Source organism: Salmonella sp. 2020_1459, assembly GCF_043847915.1.
GTDB lineage: Bacteria > Pseudomonadota > Gammaproteobacteria > Enterobacterales > Enterobacteriaceae > Salmonella > Salmonella enterica.
Genome location: NZ_JBCMFA010000003.1, coordinates 109,680 through 127,489 on the forward strand (window position 1 = coordinate 109,680; position 17,810 = coordinate 127,489).

Genomic DNA, 17,810 nt, shown 5'->3' on the forward strand with positions numbered 1-17,810 from the left:
GCCTTATGGGCCGTTGCTGACGCAACGTTATCCTTCTGATGCCAGCGGTGATTACCGCTATCTTATCTGCATTGCTGAAAGTACGGAGAATATGGTGCATCCGGGAGGATTCGAACCTCCGACCGCTCGGTTCGTAGCCGAGTACTCTATCCAGCTGAGCTACGGATGCATTGGAAAAGATGTTTACTACAAGATTTGATGTCGCATTTACTGCCACACTAAATAAGATGGTGCATCCGGGAGGATTACTCGCCTTACGGCTCGCCCTTCGGGCCGTTGCTGACGCAACGTTATCCTTCCTGGTGCCAGCGGTGATTACCGCTATCTTATCCGTATCTTCATCACTGAAAGTACGGAGAATATGGTGCATCCGGGAGGATTCGAACCTCCGACCGCTCGGTTCGTAGCCGAGTACTCTATCCAGCTGAGCTACGGATGCATCGGAAAACTTGCTTTACTGCCGATATTGATACCGCGGTGAAAGCCGTATCAAGTAAGAGATGGTGCATCCGGGAGGATTCGAACCTCCGACCGCTCGGTTCGTAGCCGAGTACTCTATCCAGCTGAGCTACGGATGCATCGGGAAACTTACTTTACTGCAGATTTTGATACCGCGGGAAAGCCGTATCAAGTAAGAGATGGTGCATCCGGGAGGATTCGAACCTCCGACCGCTCGGTTCGTAGCCGAGTACTCTATCCAGCTGAGCTACGGATGCAAATGGCGGTGAGGCGGGGATTCGAACCCCGGATGCAGCTTTTGACCGCATACTCCCTTAGCAGGGGAGCGCCTTCAGCCTCTCGGCCACCTCACCACACGCCTCTTACGAGTGCTTCGAAGAACTTGTTCTGCTCATCGTCGCTGCGTGGCGCACATATTACTTTCTGGGACTTATAAGTCAAACAATTTTTCCAGAGCTTTTATCGTTTGCACACTTCACGCTCAATTAGTCTGTAAAAAAGCCAAAAAGAGTGTTTTATCAACAGATAATTTGATGACACGCTGGCCGCCAAAAGCGCACCATATCAACAGTGAGGTTGAAAAAAGTCATGAAGGGACAACGCGGGCGAGCGAGAAGAGAGGCTGCGTCTCACCCGAAAAGTGAGACGCGAAAACCTTAGTAACTGGACTGCTGGGATTTTTCAGCCTGGATACGCTGGTAGATCTCTTCACGATGGACAGAAACTTCTTTCGGGGCGTTCACGCCAATACGCACCTGGTTGCCCTTCACCCCTAAAACTGTCACGGTGACCTCATCGCCAATCATGAGGGTCTCACCAACTCGACGAGTCAGAATCAGCATTCTTTGCTCCTTGAAAGATTAAAAGAGTCGGGTCTCTCTGTATCCCGGCATTATCCATCATATAACGCCAAAAAGTAAGCGATGACAAACACCTTAGGTGTAAGCAGTCATGGCATTACATTCTGTTAAACCTAAGTTTAGCCGATATACAAAACTTCAACCTGACTTTATCGTTGTCGATAGCGTTGACGTAAACGCCGCAGCATGGGCTGCGGCGCCAACGAACGCTTATAATTATTGCAATTTTGCGCTGACCCAGCCTTGTACACTGGCTAACGCTGCAGGCAGAGCTGCCGCATCCGTACCACCGGCTTGCGCCATGTCCGGACGACCGCCACCCTTACCGCCCACCTGCTGAGCGACCATCCCAATCAATTCCCCTGCTTTAACCCGGTCGGTCACATCCTTCGACACGCCCGCAATCAGAGAAACCTTACCTTCAACAACCGTTGCCAGTACGATAACGGTAGACCCCAGTTGATTTTTCAGATCATCAACCATGGTTCGCAGCATTTTCGGCTCAATACCAGCAAGCTCGCTGACCAGGAGCTTCACGCCGTTGAGATCGACCGCTTTACTGGAAAGATTTGCACTCTCCTGCGCTGCGGCCTGGTCCTTCAACTGCTGCAACTCTTTTTCCAGCTGACGTGTACGTTCCAGCACGGCACGCACTTTGTCGCCCAGATTCTGGCTGTCGCCCTTCAGCAGATGCGCAATATCGTTTAAGCGATCGCTTTGCGCATGAACGGTGGCCATAGCGCCTTCACCGGTTACCGCCTCAATACGACGAATGCCCGCTGCGGTGCCGGACTCAGAGATAATACGGAATAGACCGATATCACCGGTACGACTGGCGTGAGTACCGCCGCACAGTTCGGTAGAAAAATCGCCCATGCTCAGAACGCGTACACGTTCGTCGTATTTCTCGCCAAACAGCGCCATGGCCCCTTTCGCCTTCGCCGCGTCGAGATCCATGATGTTCGTTTCAATCGGCAGGTTGCGGCGAATTTGCGCATTCACCAAATCTTCAACCTGACGAATCTCCGACGGCTTCATCGCTTCATTGTGCGAGAAGTCGAAGCGCAGCACTTTATCGCTAACCAGCGAACCTTTCTGCGCAACGTGTGTCCCAAGCACCTGGCGCAACGCCGCGTGCATCAGGTGCGTGGCGGAGTGGTTCAGACGGATACGTGCGCGGCGCGCTTCATCTACGTCAGCCTGTACCGCATCGCCCACTTTCAGAGCGCCCGCAGACAATTTGCCGAGGTGACCAATCGCCTGACCATATTTTTGCGTGTCGTCCACAGCGAAAGTAAATCCAGCGCCTTTCAGCTCGCCTTTATCACCAACCTGACCGCCTGATTCCGCATAGAATGGGGTCTGATCCAGCACGACAACCGCTTCCTGTCCCGCGTTAATCGCTTCAACCGCTTTACCATCGACAAACAGCGCGGTCACTTTGCCGTTCAGTTCCAGATGGTCATAACCTTTAAATTCAGAAGCGCTGTCAACGCGGATCATCGCGTTGTAGTCCGCGCCAAAACCGCTAGCTTCGCGCGCGCGACGGCGTTGCTCTTCCATAGCGGCTTCAAAACCAGCTTCATCGACTTTGATGTTGCGCTCACGGCAGACGTCCGCCGTTAGATCGACCGGGAAACCATAAGTATCATACAGACGGAAAGCGGTTTCGCCGTCCAGGGTGTCGCCCTGCAATTTCGCCAGTTCTTCATCCAGCAGCGCCAGACCGCGCTCCAGCGTACGGGCGAACTGCTCTTCTTCCGTTTTCAGAACCTGCTCGACCTGCGCCTGCTGACGTTTCAACTCTTCGCCTGCGGAGCCCATTACCTCAATCAGCGGCCCAACCAGCTTGTAGAAGAAGGTCTCTTTCGCGCCCAGCATGTTGCCGTGACGAACCGCGCGACGAATAATGCGACGCAGCACATAGCCACGGTTTTCATTCGACGGCAGCACGCCATCGGCAACCAGGAATGCGCAGGAACGGATGTGGTCGGCGATAACACGCAGCGATTTATTACCCAGATCGGTGGCGCCGGTGACTTTCGCTACCGCTTCAATCAACGTGCGGAACAGGTCGATGTCATAGTTAGAGTTAACGTGTTGCAGTACCGCGGCAATACGCTCCAGCCCCATACCGGTATCTACAGACGGTTTCGGCAATGGTTCCATCGTCCCGTCAGCCTGACGGTTGAACTGCATAAAGACGATGTTCCAGATCTCAATATAGCGATCGCCGTCTTCTTCCGGGCTTCCCGGAGGGCCGCCCCAGATGTGGTCGCCATGATCGTAGAAGATTTCGGTGCACGGACCGCAGGGTCCGGTGTCGCCCATCTGCCAGAAGTTATCCGATGCGTATGGCGCGCCTTTATTGTCGCCGATACGGATGATACGCTCGCGCGGGATGCCGACTTCTTTTTCCCAGATCTCATAGGCTTCGTCGTCGGTTTCATAAACGGTGACCCATAAACGCTCTTTTGGCAGAGCAAACCAGTTTTCACCGGTCAGTAATTCCCATGCGAACTGAATGGCGTCGTGTTTGAAGTAATCGCCGAAGCTGAAGTTGCCCAGCATTTCGAAGAAAGTATGGTGACGTGCAGTGTATCCGACGTTTTCCAGATCGTTGTGTTTACCCCCCGCGCGTACGCAACGCTGGGAAGTGGTTGCACGGGAATAATTACGTTTATCGAGCCCAAGGAAAACATCCTTGAACTGGTTCATCCCGGCATTGGTAAACAACAAAGTGGGGTCATTGTTAGGCACCAGGGAACTGCTGGCAACTACCTGATGCCCTTTACTATGGAAAAAGTCGAGAAACGCCTGACGGATCTCAGCGGTGCTCTTGCTCATAATTATCCTGAAATCAAGCTACACTTCATCCTTCAGGCCGCCTCTGCGTTGGCTGCGAGTTTCCCGGTCACGCGTTCCCGAGGCTCACTTGCCGCTTTGATGCGGCTTGAATGATTTTGTGTATTTAAGGAATATTCGTCGCAGACGCTGTTCGCCGTTAAGCAACCCGCGTCCAGACGGAAAAAGTGGGAATAAGATAAGTTTTCTTTACCGGGAAGTAAAATCCCGTATGCGCTCAATCTGCAAAATTTCGCCATATTTGCTGGATATCGTCCATCAGATACCCGCGATAGAGCAAAAAGCGCTGTACCTTAACCTTTTCTGAAAAGTTTGAAGGGAGCGGCTCGCCATATTTGCGAACGGCCTGTTCACGTGCCATTTCACTCCAGTCAATTTCACATTCTCGCATCGCTTTTTCAGTCGATTCACGGGAAATGCCTTTCTGATTCAACTCCTGGCGAATACGCGCCGGGCCATAGCCTTTGCGGCTACGACTGGCGATAAAGCGCATCACGAAGCGCTCGTCATCAAGATAGTGATGTTCGTGGCACCAGGCGATCACGCGTTCATAATCGTCTGCCGTCGCATCAATCTCTTCCGGCCCATTTTTGCCCATCACCGGCGCGGAGAGTTTACGCCGTAATTCCTGCTCGCTGTGATCACGGACAGCAAGAATACGTACCGCACGATCAAGGAGACGAGCATAAGCGGGACGGCGCGATGTGGGTTCACTCATAAAAAACCTTAACAGGGAGAAATGCCAAAAGGGCCGCATAAATGCAGCCCTTGATGGTAATTTAACGTTTTGCTGAATGGCGGCTTCGTTTTGTCCGACCCACCATCACCTGATGATTAAAAATCTTCGTTGGTTTCTGCAACGCCTTCGCTATCGTCAACGGCGAAATCGGGCGTGGCATTCTGATTACTCAACAGTAATTCACGCACTCTTTTCTCGATCTCTTTCGCTGTTGCTGGGTTCTCTTTCAGCCAGGTAGTCGCGTTCGCTTTACCCTGGCCAATCTTCTCGCCGTTGTAGCTGTACCATGCGCCCGCTTTCTCGATCAGCTTCTCTTTCACGCCCAGGTCAACCAGTTCGCCATAGAAGTTGATGCCTTCGCCGTAGAGGATCTGGAACTCGGCCTGCTTAAACGGCGCGGCGATTTTGTTTTTCACCACTTTCACACGCGTTTCGCTACCCACGACATTATCGCCTTCTTTCACCGCGCCAATACGACGGATATCAAGACGAACGGAGGCGTAGAATTTCAGCGCGTTACCGCCGGTGGTGGTTTCCGGGTTACCAAACATCACGCCAATTTTCATACGGATCTGGTTGATGAAGATCAGCAGCGTATTGGACTGTTTCAGGTTCCCCGCCAGCTTACGCATCGCCTGGCTCATCATACGCGCCGCGAGGCCCATGTGAGAGTCGCCGATTTCGCCTTCGATTTCCGCTTTCGGCGTTAGCGCCGCTACGGAGTCGACCACAATGACGTCCACCGCGCCTGAACGCGCCAGCGCGTCACAGATTTCCAGCGCCTGCTCGCCGGTATCCGGCTGAGAGCAGAGCAGGTTATCGATATCGACGCCCAGCTTGCGTGCGTAAACAGGGTCAAGCGCGTGTTCCGCATCGATAAACGCACAGGTTTTACCTTCACGCTGCGCAGCGGCAATCACCTGCAGCGTCAGGGTCGTTTTACCGGAAGATTCCGGCCCGTAAATTTCGACGATACGCCCCATCGGCAGACCGCCCGCACCGAGTGCGATGTCCAGTGAAAGCGAACCGGTGGAGATGGTTTCCACATCCATAGAACGGTCTTCACCCAGACGCATGATGGAGCCTTTACCAAATTGCTTTTCAATTTGGCCCAGTGCTGCCGCCAACGCTTTCTGTTTGTTTTCGTCGATAGCCATTATTACTCCTGTCATGCAACTTGGTATTGAACCGGATAGTGAATTCGTACTGTTGAAGCAATTATACTGTATGCTCATACAGTATCAAGTGTTTTGTAGAAATTGTTGCCACAGGGTTTGTAGCGCGTACGTCGTCGCCTGTCGACGCACCGATTCACGGTCGCCGCTGAAGCATTCCCGACGCGTAATCCCTTCTCCGCTGACGCTGGCGAAAGCAAACCACACCGTACCAACCGGCTTTTCTTCACTGCCGCCATCCGGCCCGGCAATTCCGCTAATAGCGACAGCAAAATCGGCGCGAGCGGCCTTCAGCGCCCCGATCGCCATTTCGACCACTACGGGTTCGCTGACCGCGCCATGCTGCGCCAGAGTCTCTTCACGCACGCCAATCATCTGCGCTTTGGCTTCATTACTATAGGTGACAAAGCCGCGTTCAAACCAGGCGGAGCTTCCGGCGATGTCGGTAATGGCTTTCGCCAGCCAGCCGCCGGTACAGGACTCTGCTGTCGTTACGGTCGCCCCGCGCGCTTTTAACGCCAGCCCGACCTGTTCGCTAAGCCGCATCAGTTCACTGTCAGTCATCATGACCTCTGTCAGTTAGAAATCCTGCCGCACAAGATAGCACTTTCTCACCAGAGATGGGGACGAGCAGTCGATTTTACGAGTCGGATTCCGAAAAAATGCCAGCAGGTTATTTATGCAGAATGAAATGAGGTAGCACATGACTAAATAGCAGTACCATGTCGCTAAATTTACACGCACGGAGAGAAAGCAAGGATGTCACTCAAAAAAACGGAAAGCACACAGCACAAACTGAAACAAACCTGTCAACTACGGCTGTGGTTAATTGTGGGTGGAGTATGTTCATTAGGAATGGGAGTACTGAATATATTATCGTCAGGCTATTTTGAACCGTATGATGGCGGTCAAATTATCTTAGGCCTGGGATGTCTGGGATATAGTCTGGCACTATCAAAGAAGATATCCCACTTGCAGGCAGAGAATCAGCCCAAAAAGCCATAATAATAGCGGAGGGGGTGCTCCCCTCCCTAAGCGTAAATTAGCGCACCCGCGCCAGCGCTACCGCCTGGCCCAGTTGCCAAACCGCCATCGCATAATGCGTGCTGTGGTTATATCGGGTAATGGTGTAGAAGTTCGGCAGGCCGTACCAGTACTGGTAGCCCGTACCGATATCCAAACGAAGCAGGCTGGCTTCCTGATGATTGCCCAACGATTGCTGCGGCGTTAAGCCTGCGGCGGCAAGCTGAGAGAGGCTGTATTTTGTTTTGAAACCATTCGCCAGTCCCGGCGCCTGACCATTCGCTGGCACCGCAACCATATCGCCTTTCACCCAACCATGCGCCTTGAAATAGTTCGCCACGCTGCCGATGGCATCTACCGGATCCCACAAGTTAATGTGCCCATCGCCATTGAAATCGACCGCATATTCTTTATAGGAAGACGGCATAAACTGGCCGTAGCCCATCGCGCCGGCAAAGGAACCTTTCAGATTGAGCGGATCGTCTTGCTCATCGCGCGCCATGAGCAGGAAGGTTTCCAGCTCGCCGGAGAAATATTCCGCCCGGCGCGGATAGTTAAATGACAGCGTCGCCAGCGCGTCCAGAATCCGCGTTTTCCCCATGATACGTCCCCAGCGGGTTTCCACGCCGATAATCCCCACGATGATTTCCGGCGGTACGCCGTATACCTGCCAGGCGCGGTTCAGCGCGTCTTCATACTGATTCCAGAACGCGACGCCGTTTTGCACGTTATCCGGCGTAATAAATTGTTTGCGGTAGCGCAACCAGGCGCCATTTGGTCCAGCGGGCGGCTGAGTGGTCGGCGCTTGTCTGTCCATCAGACGCAGGACGTAATCCAGTCTTTTAGACTGCGAGAGGATCTCTTGCAACTGCTGACGGTCGAAACCGTGTTTACTGACCATTTTATCAATGAACTGCTGCGCATTAGGGTTGTTGGCGAAGTCGCCGCCCATTTGCATGACGTTATGCTGCGGCTCAAGCAGGAAGCCGCCGGAAGGCGTGCCCGTCGTCGCTTGAGTCTCGGAAGATTTTGGCGTGCTGCTACAGGCAGCAAGCAATACGCAAAGTGGAAGTAACGCTACATAACGACGCTTGAACATGAGAGATCCATTAAACAAATTCAGCCAGGGAGAAGTATGGTAAAGCATCCCCCGCCGCACAAGGAAGCGGCACAAGAGAATAAATCACCTTTCTCCTCTTTTCAGTTTGTATCCGCTCCCCCACCCCCGCGATCTTTCAACTTAAAATATTTTTCTTTTATTTTGCGATCACAATAACACTTTTGAATCTTTCAACATGATTACAATGAACAGGAAATTAGCAAGAAAACTAAAAACCCTACAGGAGAGAACAATGATCGAAACCATTACACATGGTGCGGAGTGGTTCATCGGGTTATTCCAGAAAGGCGGAGAGGTGTTTACCGGTATGGTGACAGGTATTCTTCCGCTACTGATAAGCCTGCTGGTTATCATGAATGCGCTCATCAATTTTATCGGCCAGCAGCGTATTGAGCGTTTTGCCCAACGTTGTGCCGGAAATCCGCTATCTCGTTACCTGCTTTTACCGTGTATCGGGACATTTGTTTTTTGTAATCCGATGACCCTGAGTTTGGGACGCTTTATGCCGGAGAAGTACAAGCCGAGCTATTACGCGGCGGCCTCCTATAGCTGTCACTCCATGAACGGTCTGTTTCCGCATATCAATCCCGGCGAACTGTTTGTTTATCTGGGTATCGCCAGCGGACTCACCACGTTAGGGCTTCCTCTCGGCCCGCTCGCGGTGAGCTATCTGCTGGTAGGTCTGGTGACGAACTTCTTCCGCGGTTGGGTCACCGATCTCACCACCGCTATTTTTGAGAAAAAAATGGGGATTCAACTTGAGCAGAAAGTTCATCTGACAGGAGCGGTATCATGACACGGGTTCGTATTGAGAAAGGCGCCGGCGGCTGGGGCGGCCCGCTTGAACTGGACGTTACGCCAGACAAAAAGATCGTCTATATCACAGCCGGTACGCGCCCGGCGATCGTCGACAAACTGGCGCAACTAACAGGCTGGCAAGCGGTGGACGGCTTTAAAGAAGGCGAACCGCCGGAAGCGGAGATCGGCGCGGCCATTATCGACTGCGGCGGTACGCTGCGCTGCGGTATCTACCCGAAACGCCGGATCCCAACCATTAATATTCACTCGACGGGTAAGTCCGGCCCACTGGCGCAGTATATTGTTGAGGATATTTATGTCTCCGGCGTAAAAGAAGAAAACATTACTCTTGTCGGCGAAACGCCTGCCAGTCCCCAACCTGCCAAAACGACATTAGGACGTGACTACGACACCAGCAAAAAAATCACCGAGCAGAGCGACGGGCTGCTGGCAAAAGTCGGTATGGGAATGGGCTCCGCCGTGGCGGTACTGTTCCAGTCCGGTCGCGACACCATTGATACGGTCCTGAAAACAATCCTGCCGTTTATGGCGTTCGTTTCGGCGCTGATCGGCATCATTATGGCCTCAGGTCTTGGCGACTGGATCGCCCACGGCCTGGCGCCATTAGCCAGCCATCCACTGGGGCTGGTGACGCTGGCATTGATCTGCTCTTTCCCGCTGCTGTCGCCCTTTCTCGGCCCTGGCGCGGTTATCGCTCAGGTCATTGGCGTCCTGATCGGCGTTCAGATAGGCCTGGGCAATATCCCCCCGCATCTGGCGCTTCCCGCCCTGTTCGCGATTAACGCGCAGGCGGCCTGCGACTTTATCCCGGTCGGCCTGTCACTGGCGGAAGCGAAACAAGACACCGTTCGCGTCGGCGTACCTTCTGTGCTGGTCGGACGCTTCCTGACTGGCGCGCCCACGGTACTTATCGCCTGGTTTGTTTCCGGCTTTATCTATCAATAAGAGGTTCAGACATGAGCGTGATTTATCAAACCACCATCACCCGTATCGGCCAGAGCGCGAAGGAAGCGCTCGGCGAACAGATGCTGATTACGTTTCGGGAAGGCGCGCCGGCGGATATCGAAGAATTTTGCTTCATCCATTGTCATGGCGAACTGACCGGCGCGCTGCAGCCTGGCGCGCGGTGTGAATTGGGTCAACATTGCTATCCGGTCACGGCGGTCGGCAGCGTAGCCGAGCAAAACCTGCGTGAACTGGGGCATATCACTTTGCGCTTCGATGGTCTGCGCGAAGCAGAATTTCCCGGCACCGTACACGTTGCGGGGCCTGTACCGGACGATATCGCGCCGGGCTGTATTTTGACGTTTGTCGCTTAAGGAGAAAAAACATGAATCAAGTTGCCGTTGTCATTGGCGGAGGCCAGACCCTGGGGGCATTCCTTTGCCGTGGGCTTGCAGAAGAAGGATACCGCGTGGCGGTCGTTGATATTCAAAGCGATAAAGCCGCGAATGTCGCCCAGGAAATTAACGCCGATTTTGGCGAAGGTATGGCGTACGGTTTTGGCGCCGACGCCACCAGCGAGCAGAGCGTGCTGGCGCTTTCCCGCGGCGTAGACGAGATTTTCGGGCGCGTCGATCTGCTGGTTTACAGCGCGGGTATCGCCAAAGCGGCGTTTATCAGCGATTTCCAGTTGGGCGATTTTGACCGCTCGCTACAGGTGAATCTGGTGGGCTATTTCCTCTGCGCCCGTGAGTTTTCCCGCCTGATGATCCGCGACGGCATTCAGGGGCGCATTATTCAGATTAACTCTAAATCCGGCAAAGTGGGCAGTAAACACAACTCCGGCTACAGCGCGGCGAAATTCGGCGGCGTGGGGTTAACCCAGTCTCTGGCGCTGGATCTGGCGGAATACGGCATTACCGTACACTCGTTGATGCTCGGCAACCTGTTGAAATCGCCGATGTTCCAGTCACTGCTGCCGCAATACGCCACTAAACTGGGCATTAAGCCCGACGAGGTGGAACAGTATTACATTGATAAAGTACCGCTCAAACGCGGGTGTGATTATCAGGATGTGCTGAACATGCTGCTATTTTATGCCAGCCCGAAAGCGTCTTATTGCACCGGGCAGTCGATCAACGTAACCGGCGGTCAAGTGATGTTCTGACCGTGAATTGCCGGATGGCGCCGTAGGCCGGATAAGACGGTTACGCCGCCATCAGGCAAAACAACAGGAGCACATTATGGTTTCCATTCTGATTACCGTCGCCGTTATCGCCTGGTGTGCGCAGCTGGCGCTGGGCGGCTGGCAGATTTCCCGCTTTAATCGAGCTTTCGATAAACTTAGCCAACAGGGACGGGTCGGCGTCGGGCGCTCCGGCGGGCGTTTTAAGCCCCGGGTGGTGGTTGCCGTGGCGCTGGACGAACAGCAGCGGGTGACGGACACTTTATTGATGAAAGGCCTTACGGTATTCGCCAGACCGGTTAAAATTGCCGCAATGCAAGGAAAACATTTGCATGAATTACAGCCTGATGTGATCTTTCCCCATGATTCGCTCGCGCAGAATGCACTATCATTGGCGCTTAAACTGAAACATGGGTAATTTCGTTGTGAATGCGTATAGCTTGCGAAATTATCATTTTGCAACCAATACCCTAAATAATTCGAGTTGCAGGAAGGCGGCAACGCAGCGAATCCCAGGAGCGTACATCAGTACGTGACCGGGGTAAGCGAGGAAAGCCAACGCACATGCAGCGTGAAGTATGACGGGTAAATACATAAGTCAGGGTAATCACGCCTATGAAACCTCGTCAGCGTCAGGCCGCGATTCTGGAGCACCTGCAAAAACAGGGAAAATGCTCGGTTGAAGAACTGGCCCAGTACTTTGACACGACAGGCACCACTATCCGTAAAGATCTGGTCATTCTGGAAAATGCCGGAACCGTCATCCGCACCTATGGCGGCGTGGTGTTGAATAAAGAAGAGTCCGATCCGCCTATTGATCACAAAACGCTTATCAACACCCACAAAAAAGCGCTGATAGCCGCAGCCGCTGTGAAATATATCCATGATGGCGATTCCATTATTCTGGACGCCGGAAGTACCGTGTTACAGATGGTGCCGTTGCTTTCGCGTTTTAGCAACATCACGGTGATGACCAACAGCCTCCATATTGTTAACGCGCTATCGGAACTGGACAACGAACAAACTATCCTGATGCCCGGCGGCACCTTCCGTAAAAAATCGGCGTCGTTTCACGGTCAACTGGCGGAAAACGCCTTTGAGCAATTCAGCTTTGATAAACTTTTCATGGGAACTGACGGTATTGACCTGAACGTCGGTGTGACCACGTTCAATGAGGTTTACACCGTCAGTAACGCAATGTGCAATGCAGCACGCGAGGTGATTCTGATGGCGGACTCCTCAAAATTTGGTCGTAAAAGCCCCAATGTGGTGTGCAGTCTGGAAACCGTCGACAAACTGATCACGGACGCGGGTATCGATCCGGCATTTCGTCAGGCGCTGGAAGCAAAAGGGATTGAAGTAATCATAACCGGAGAAAGCAATGAGTGATGCACTACTAAACGCGGGCCGTCAGACCTTAATGCTGGAGCTACAAGAAGCCAGCCGTCTGCCGGAGCGTCTGGGCGATGATTTTGTCCGCGCCGCCAATATCATTATTCACTGTGAAGGCAAAGTGATCGTTTCCGGCATTGGCAAGTCAGGTCATATTGGTAAAAAAATCGCCGCGACGCTTGCCAGTACTGGTACTCCCGCTTTTTTTGTTCATCCGGCGGAAGCACTGCATGGCGATCTGGGGATGATTGAAAGCCGCGACGTGATGTTATTTATCTCCTATTCCGGCGGCGCAAAAGAACTCGACCTCATCATCCCGCGTCTGGAAGATAAATCCGTCGCGCTGCTGGCGATGACCGGTAAACCTCACTCTCCGCTGGGGCGAGCGGCAAAAGCCGTTCTGGATATTTCCGTCGAGCGTGAAGCCTGTCCGATGCATCTGGCGCCGACATCCAGTACCGTCAATACGCTGATGATGGGCGATGCGCTGGCGATGGCGGTCATGCAGGCGCGCGGTTTTAACGAAGAAGATTTCGCCCGTTCGCATCCGGCTGGCGCACTGGGCGCGCGTTTGCTCAATAATGTGCATCACCTGATGCGCCAGGGCGATGCAATACCGCAGGTAATGCTCGCCACCAGCGTGATGGATGCCATGCTGGAACTTAGCCGTACCGGGCTGGGGCTGGTGGCGGTTTGCGATGAGCAACATGTTGTGAAAGGCGTCTTTACCGACGGCGACCTGCGTCGCTGGCTGGTGGGCGGCGGCGCGCTCACCACGCCGGTAAGCGAAGCCATGACGCCCAACGGTATTACGCTCCAGGCGCAAAGCCGCGCCATTGACGCCAAAGAGCTCCTGATGAAACGCAAAATTACCGCCGCGCCGGTGGTCGATGAAAACGGCAAACTCACCGGCGCCATTAACCTGCAGGATTTCTACCAGGCGGGGATTATCTAATCCTTCAGTCCCAGACGCTTCGCCAGCCGATGCAGGTTGGCGACGTCGGTTTCCAGCGCCCGCGCACTGGCCGCCCAGTTGTGATTATTTTGCGCCAGCGCCTGGCGAATCATCTCTCGCTGGAAGTTCTCCGTCGATTCGCGCAAATTGCGGCAGGCCGGCAGCGCCAGAAAGCTTTCCGCAGACGGCGCGGGTAAAACGTCCTCTGACAAGGCAAAATGCTGCTCCTCCAGTACTACCTCATCCCCTGCCCGGGTCGCTCTCGCCAGTACAACCGCACGGTGAATGGCATGTTCCAGCTCCCGGACGTTGCCCGGCCAGCCATAGTTGAGCAAATGGCGGCGCGCGCCGGGACTCAGTACCACGCGGGACAGCCCCAGCCGCAGTCGGCACTGCTCGCAAAAATAGCCCGCCAGCAACACCACATCATCGCCGCGCTCGCGCAGCGGCGGCACAAAGAGCGGGAAAACGCTCAGGCGATGGAACAGGTCGGCGCGAAAACGCCCCGCCAGCACCTCTTCACGCAGGTCACGGTTGGTCGCCGCCAACACCCGCACATCCACGCGCAGGCTACGATCGTCGCCGACGCGCTGAATATCGCCATACTGCAACACGCGAAGTAGCTTGGCCTGTAGCGCCAGCGACAGTTCGCCAATCTCATCCAGAAACAGCGTGCCGTTATCCGCCATTTCAAACTTACCGCTACGATTACTGATAGCCCCGGTAAAAGCCCCTTTTACATGACCAAACAACTCGCTCTCCGCCACGCTTTCCGGCAGCGCGGCACAGTTGAGATAGACCAGCGGATTGACCGCTCTGGGGGAGCCCTGGTGAATGGCTTTCGCCACCAGCTCTTTACCAGTCCCCGTTTCACCGCCGATCAGCACGTTAAGATCGGAGCCCGCCACAATCTCGATCTCTTTTTTCAACTGCGTCATCGCCGGCGACAGGCCGATCATGTGCGTCTCTTTTATCGGTTCAAACACGCCTGACGACCCGGGCAGTATGTTCTGGCTTTCCAGTTGTTCAATTAACAGCGCATTGCTCAATGCCCCGGCGGCCAGCGCGGCGACAAGCCGCAGCTCTTCATCGCTAAATACCTCGAACTGCTCCGGCGTCATAGCATCAAGGGTCAGCGCACCGATGAGGTTCTGTCCGGCAAACAGCGGCAGACCAACACAGGCGTGGACTTTCAGGCTTTCCTGTCCGGGAATTAACCCGTCATACGGATCGGGTAAATCGCTATCAGCCGGAAAACGCACCACGTCCCCCGCGCGAGCGATGGCTTCCAGGCGCGGATGCCCTTCCAGGGTAAAACGTCTGCCGAGAACGTCCTGCGCCAGGCCATCAATCGCCAGTGGAATAAATTGTCGTGATTCATAACGCAACAGCGCCGAGGCGTCGCACGCCAGAACCTGACGCAGCGTAGTAATCAGCCGCTGAAAACGATCCTGATGCCCAATGCCGCGTTGTAACTCAATGGCGATGCCCGCCAATACCTCCACGGAAAAACTCATGGTTACCTCATTGTCATTTTGACACCTATAGTGTCATATTGACAGCATCATTTATAGTCTTTTTGACTACATCAAAAATACAAAACCAATATAACTCAATACAAATCAATAAGATGAAAAGTTGGCACACTAGCTGCAATAAGCAAAACAACTTTTTGTAAACGTTGAATGAATTGAGGTGGTTATGTCTATTCTGGTTAAAAATAATATTCATTGGGTTGGCCAGCGCGACTGGGAAGTACGTGATTTTCACGGCACTGAATACAAAACGCTGCGCGGCAGCAGCTATAACAGCTATCTCATTCGTGAAGAAAAGAATGTGCTGATCGATACCGTCGATCATAAGTTTAGCCGTGAGTTTGTGCAAAATCTGCGCAGTGAAATCGACCTCGCGGACATCGACTACATCATCATTAACCATGCCGAAGAAGACCATGCAGGCGCGCTGACCGAACTGATGGCGCAGATCCCGGACACGCCTATCTACTGTACCGCCAACGCCATTGACTCTATCAACGGCCATCACCATCACCCGGAATGGAATTTTAAGGTGGTGAAAACCGGCGATACGCTGGATATCGGCAACGGCAAGCAGTTGATCTTCGTGGAAACGCCGATGCTGCACTGGCCGGACAGCATGATGACCTATATGACCGGCGACGCGGTGTTATTCAGCAACGACGCCTTTGGTCAGCACTACTGCGACGAGCGCCTGTTCAATGATGAAGTGGACCAAACCGAACTGTTTGAACAATGCCAGCGCTACTACGCCAATATCCTGACGCCGTTCAGCCGTCTGGTAACGCCAAAAATTACCGAAATCCTCGGCTTCAACCTGCCGGTGGATATGATTGCCACCTCACACGGCGTGGTATGGCGCGACAACCCAACGCAAATCGTGGAACTGTATCTGAAATGGGCGGCAGATTATCAGGAAGATCGTATCACTATTTTCTACGATACCATGTCGAACAATACTCGCATGATGGCGGATGCCATCGCGCAGGGTATCAACGAAGTGGACCCCAACGTGGCGGTCAAAATCTTTAACGTCGCCCGCAGCGATAAAAATGAAATATTGACCAACGTCTTCCGTTCGAAAGGCGTGCTGGTCGGCACTTCTACCATGAACAACGTGATGATGCCGAAAATCGCTGGTCTGGTGGAAGAGATGACCGGCCTGCGCTTTCGCAACAAACGTGCCAGCGCCTTCGGTTCTCATGGCTGGAGCGGCGGCGCGGTGGATCGACTGTCCACGCGCTTACAGGATGCCGGTTTTGAAATGTCCCTGAGTCTGAAAGCGAAATGGCGTCCGGATCTGGATGCGCTGGAGTTGTGCCGTCAGCACGGTCGCGACATCGCGCGTCAGTGGGCGCTTGCTCCGCTGCCGGAAACCACACAGAAAACCGCGCCAGTCGAAGAAACCACAACCTGCGCCGCCGCAGACCTCGGCCCCAAAATGCAATGCAGCGTATGCCAGTGGATTTACGACCCTGCGCTGGGCGAGCCGTTGCAGGATGTCGCGCCGGGTACGCCGTGGAACGACGTGCCGGATAACTTCCTGTGCCCGGAATGTTCATTAGGTAAAGACGTGTTCGACGTACTGGCGACGGAGGCAAAATGAGTCGGGGAATCATCATTATTGGGTCGGGCTTCGCCGCCCGCCAGCTCGTCAAAAATATCCGTAAACAAGATGCGCATGTGCCGTTAACCCTGATTGCGGCGGACAGCATGGATGAGTACAACAAGCCCGATCTCAGCCACGTTATCAGCCAGTCGCAGCGCGCCGATGATCTCACCCGTCAGTTAGCGGGGGAATTTGCTGAACAGTTTAATCTGCGACTGTTCCCGCATACCTGGGTTGCTGACATTGATGCCGATGCCCATGTGGTGAAAAGTCAGGATAAGCAGTGGCAGTACGACAAGCTGGTACTGGCGACCGGGGCGACAGCCTTTGTACCGCCGATTACAGGACGTGAGTTAATGCTTACTTTGAATAGCCAGCAGGAGTACCGCGCCTGTGAGACACAACTGCGCGACGCGCAGCGAGTGCTGATTGTCGGCGGCGGTCTCATTGGCAGTGAATTAGCGATGGATTTCTGCCGCGCCGGGAAAACGGTAACGCTGATGGATAACGCCGCCAGCCTTCTCGCCTCACTGATGCCACCGGAAGTGAGCAGTCGCTTACAGCATCACCTGACCGATATGGGGGTGCATCTGCTGCTGAAATCGCAGTTGCAAAAACTGGAGAAAACCGAAGCCGGTATCCGCGCTACGCTGGTAAGCCAGCATAGTATTGAGGTCGATGCGGTGATTGCCGCCACCGGCTTACGCCCGGAAACCGCTCTGGCGCGCCGCGCCGGGGTAGCCGTCAACCGCGGCGTCTGCGTGGATAGCTATCTACAGACCAGTCACCCGGATATTTATGCGATCGGCGATTGCGCGGAGATCAACGGTCAGGTGCTGCCCTTCCTGCAACCGATCCAGTTAAGCGCGATGTACCTGGCGAAAAATCTGCTCGGCGGCAACGCGCCGCTGAAGCTACCGGCGATGCTGGTCAAAGTCAAAACGCCGGAACTGCCGCTGCATCTGGCGGGAGAAACTCAGCGCCGTGATTTAAGCTGGCAGATTACCGCAGAATCTGACGGTATGATTGCCAAAGGCATGAGCGGAGAAGGCCAACTACGCGCCTTTGTGGTGAGTGAAGACCGCATGAAAGAGGCCTTTGCACTGCTGAAAACGTTGTCGGTATAAGCCT

17 protein-coding genes and 5 tRNA genes are annotated in these 17,810 nt (G+C 54.0%); 10 read left to right on the forward strand and 12 right to left on the reverse strand.

Annotation, left to right across the window (positions count from 1 at the left end):
• Positions 1 to 92 precede the first annotated feature (92 nt).
• The 10 genes from ACH0VJ_RS08965 to pncC all read right to left on the reverse strand — a co-directional run bounded on the left by ACH0VJ_RS08965 (position 93) and on the right by pncC (position 6,662).
• Positions 93 to 169: transfer RNA gene (locus ACH0VJ_RS08965), tRNA-Arg, on the reverse strand.
• Positions 170 to 362: 193 nt separating this feature from the next.
• A tRNA-Arg gene (locus ACH0VJ_RS08970) sits at positions 363 to 439 on the reverse strand.
• 62 nt (positions 440 to 501) lie between these two features.
• Positions 502 to 578, reverse strand: a tRNA-Arg gene (locus ACH0VJ_RS08975).
• A gap of 61 nt (positions 579 to 639) precedes the next feature.
• A tRNA-Arg gene (locus ACH0VJ_RS08980) sits at positions 640 to 716 on the reverse strand.
• A gap of 3 nt (positions 717 to 719) precedes the next feature.
• Positions 720 to 812 (reverse strand) — tRNA-Ser (locus ACH0VJ_RS08985).
• Between the two features lie 303 nt (positions 813 to 1,115).
• Positions 1,116 to 1,301, reverse strand: a complete 186-nt coding sequence (gene csrA / locus ACH0VJ_RS08990; protein ID WP_000906486.1) for a carbon storage regulator CsrA — start codon at positions 1,299 to 1,301, stop codon at positions 1,116 to 1,118.
• Positions 1,302 to 1,535: 234 nt separating this feature from the next.
• A complete protein-coding gene (alaS, locus tag ACH0VJ_RS08995; RefSeq protein WP_000047228.1) occupies positions 1,536 to 4,166 on the reverse strand; it encodes an alanine--tRNA ligase in 2,631 nt (876 codons plus the stop codon).
• A 235-nt stretch (positions 4,167 to 4,401) separates the two neighbouring features.
• Complete coding sequence (recX, locus tag ACH0VJ_RS09000; protein WP_001294863.1) at positions 4,402 to 4,902, reverse strand: recombination regulator RecX; 501 nt, start codon at positions 4,900 to 4,902, stop codon at positions 4,402 to 4,404.
• Positions 4,903 to 5,018: 116 nt separating this feature from the next.
• On the reverse strand, positions 5,019 to 6,080 hold the full coding sequence (gene recA, locus ACH0VJ_RS09005) for a recombinase RecA (protein ID WP_000963150.1): 1,062 nt from the start codon (positions 6,078 to 6,080) through the stop codon (positions 5,019 to 5,021).
• 84 nt (positions 6,081 to 6,164) lie between these two features.
• The gene (gene pncC, locus ACH0VJ_RS09010; RefSeq protein ID WP_000132239.1) at positions 6,165 to 6,662 is read right to left on the reverse strand and encodes a nicotinamide-nucleotide amidase; all 498 of its coding nucleotides are present in this window, start codon (positions 6,660 to 6,662) and stop codon (positions 6,165 to 6,167) included.
• A gap of 195 nt (positions 6,663 to 6,857) precedes the next feature.
• Here pncC and ACH0VJ_RS09015 point away from each other — a divergent pair, with 195 nt between their 5' ends.
• On the forward strand, positions 6,858 to 7,103 hold the full coding sequence (locus ACH0VJ_RS09015) for a hypothetical protein (protein ID WP_001519391.1): 246 nt from the start codon (positions 6,858 to 6,860) through the stop codon (positions 7,101 to 7,103).
• 37 nt (positions 7,104 to 7,140) lie between these two features.
• Here the strand turns inward: ACH0VJ_RS09015 and mltB are convergent, their stop codons facing one another.
• Complete coding sequence (mltB, locus tag ACH0VJ_RS09020; protein WP_000476819.1) at positions 7,141 to 8,220, reverse strand: lytic murein transglycosylase B; 1,080 nt, start codon at positions 8,218 to 8,220, stop codon at positions 7,141 to 7,143.
• A gap of 253 nt (positions 8,221 to 8,473) precedes the next feature.
• Here mltB and srlA point away from each other — a divergent pair, with 253 nt between their 5' ends.
• The 7 genes from srlA to gutQ all read left to right on the forward strand — a co-directional run bounded on the left by srlA (position 8,474) and on the right by gutQ (position 13,535).
• Positions 8,474 to 9,037: a PTS glucitol/sorbitol transporter subunit IIC gene (srlA, locus tag ACH0VJ_RS09025; protein WP_000573333.1), complete on the forward strand. Its 564-nt coding sequence runs from the start codon at positions 8,474 to 8,476 to the stop codon at positions 9,035 to 9,037.
• Positions 9,034 to 10,005, forward strand: a complete 972-nt coding sequence (locus ACH0VJ_RS09030) for a PTS glucitol/sorbitol transporter subunit IIB (RefSeq protein ID WP_000199033.1) — start codon at positions 9,034 to 9,036, stop codon at positions 10,003 to 10,005. The genes srlA and ACH0VJ_RS09030 overlap by 4 nt, the downstream gene beginning before the upstream one ends.
• An 11-nt stretch (positions 10,006 to 10,016) precedes the next feature.
• On the forward strand, positions 10,017 to 10,379 hold the full coding sequence (gene srlB, locus ACH0VJ_RS09035; protein ID WP_000111553.1) for a PTS glucitol/sorbitol transporter subunit IIA: 363 nt from the start codon (positions 10,017 to 10,019) through the stop codon (positions 10,377 to 10,379).
• Between the two features lie 11 nt (positions 10,380 to 10,390).
• Entirely contained in the window at positions 10,391 to 11,170 is a 780-nt protein-coding gene (gene srlD / locus ACH0VJ_RS09040) for a sorbitol-6-phosphate dehydrogenase (RefSeq protein WP_001077372.1), read from the forward strand.
• Between the two features lie 76 nt (positions 11,171 to 11,246).
• Entirely contained in the window at positions 11,247 to 11,606 is a 360-nt protein-coding gene (gene gutM, locus ACH0VJ_RS09045; RefSeq protein ID WP_000253627.1) for a transcriptional regulator GutM, read from the forward strand.
• Between the two features lie 197 nt (positions 11,607 to 11,803).
• Complete coding sequence (gene srlR / locus ACH0VJ_RS09050; protein WP_000804536.1) at positions 11,804 to 12,577, forward strand: glucitol operon DNA-binding transcriptional repressor SrlR; 774 nt, start codon at positions 11,804 to 11,806, stop codon at positions 12,575 to 12,577.
• Complete coding sequence (gene gutQ, locus ACH0VJ_RS09055; protein WP_001278206.1) at positions 12,570 to 13,535, forward strand: arabinose-5-phosphate isomerase GutQ; 966 nt, start codon at positions 12,570 to 12,572, stop codon at positions 13,533 to 13,535. The genes srlR and gutQ overlap by 8 nt, the downstream gene beginning before the upstream one ends.
• On the opposite strand, the gene norR is transcribed toward gutQ, so the two are convergent.
• The gene (norR, locus tag ACH0VJ_RS09060; protein WP_000010801.1) at positions 13,532 to 15,052 is read right to left on the reverse strand and encodes a nitric oxide reductase transcriptional regulator NorR; all 1,521 of its coding nucleotides are present in this window, start codon (positions 15,050 to 15,052) and stop codon (positions 13,532 to 13,534) included. The two genes, gutQ and norR, sit on opposite strands and share 4 nt — an antisense overlap.
• A 184-nt stretch (positions 15,053 to 15,236) precedes the next feature.
• Between norR and norV the strand changes: the two genes are divergently transcribed.
• Positions 15,237 to 16,676 (forward strand): anaerobic nitric oxide reductase flavorubredoxin, encoded by a 1,440-nt coding sequence (gene norV, locus ACH0VJ_RS09065; protein ID WP_000026011.1) that lies wholly within the window; start codon positions 15,237 to 15,239, stop codon positions 16,674 to 16,676.
• Complete coding sequence (gene norW, locus ACH0VJ_RS09070; RefSeq protein WP_000086342.1) at positions 16,673 to 17,806, forward strand: NADH:flavorubredoxin reductase NorW; 1,134 nt, start codon at positions 16,673 to 16,675, stop codon at positions 17,804 to 17,806. The genes norV and norW overlap by 4 nt, the downstream gene beginning before the upstream one ends.
• Positions 17,807 to 17,810: the final 4 nt, after the last annotated feature.

What these genes read in the sequence shown, in the direction of transcription:
- csrA (WP_000906486.1), bottom strand. Translation starts at nt 1,301, where the DNA reads ATGCTGATTCTGACTCGTCGAGTTGGTGAGACCCTCATGATTGGCGAT.
- alaS (WP_000047228.1), bottom strand. Translation starts at nt 4,166, where the DNA reads ATGAGCAAGAGCACCGCTGAGATCCGTCAGGCGTTTCTCGACTTTTTC.
- recX (WP_001294863.1), bottom strand. Translation starts at nt 4,902, where the DNA reads ATGAGTGAACCCACATCGCGCCGTCCCGCTTATGCTCGTCTCCTTGAT.
- recA (WP_000963150.1), bottom strand. Translation starts at nt 6,080, where the DNA reads ATGGCTATCGACGAAAACAAACAGAAAGCGTTGGCGGCAGCACTGGGC.
- pncC (WP_000132239.1), bottom strand. Translation starts at nt 6,662, where the DNA reads ATGACTGACAGTGAACTGATGCGGCTTAGCGAACAGGTCGGGCTGGCG.
- ACH0VJ_RS09015 (WP_001519391.1), top strand. Translation starts at nt 6,858, where the DNA reads ATGTCACTCAAAAAAACGGAAAGCACACAGCACAAACTGAAACAAACC.
- mltB (WP_000476819.1), bottom strand. Translation starts at nt 8,220, where the DNA reads ATGTTCAAGCGTCGTTATGTAGCGTTACTTCCACTTTGCGTATTGCTT.
- srlA (WP_000573333.1), top strand. Translation starts at nt 8,474, where the DNA reads ATGATCGAAACCATTACACATGGTGCGGAGTGGTTCATCGGGTTATTC.
- ACH0VJ_RS09030 (WP_000199033.1), top strand. Translation starts at nt 9,034, where the DNA reads ATGACACGGGTTCGTATTGAGAAAGGCGCCGGCGGCTGGGGCGGCCCG.
- srlB (WP_000111553.1), top strand. Translation starts at nt 10,017, where the DNA reads ATGAGCGTGATTTATCAAACCACCATCACCCGTATCGGCCAGAGCGCG.
- srlD (WP_001077372.1), top strand. Translation starts at nt 10,391, where the DNA reads ATGAATCAAGTTGCCGTTGTCATTGGCGGAGGCCAGACCCTGGGGGCA.
- gutM (WP_000253627.1), top strand. Translation starts at nt 11,247, where the DNA reads ATGGTTTCCATTCTGATTACCGTCGCCGTTATCGCCTGGTGTGCGCAG.
- srlR (WP_000804536.1), top strand. Translation starts at nt 11,804, where the DNA reads ATGAAACCTCGTCAGCGTCAGGCCGCGATTCTGGAGCACCTGCAAAAA.
- gutQ (WP_001278206.1), top strand. Translation starts at nt 12,570, where the DNA reads ATGAGTGATGCACTACTAAACGCGGGCCGTCAGACCTTAATGCTGGAG.
- norR (WP_000010801.1), bottom strand. Translation starts at nt 15,052, where the DNA reads ATGAGTTTTTCCGTGGAGGTATTGGCGGGCATCGCCATTGAGTTACAA.
- norV (WP_000026011.1), top strand. Translation starts at nt 15,237, where the DNA reads ATGTCTATTCTGGTTAAAAATAATATTCATTGGGTTGGCCAGCGCGAC.
- norW (WP_000086342.1), top strand. Translation starts at nt 16,673, where the DNA reads ATGAGTCGGGGAATCATCATTATTGGGTCGGGCTTCGCCGCCCGCCAG.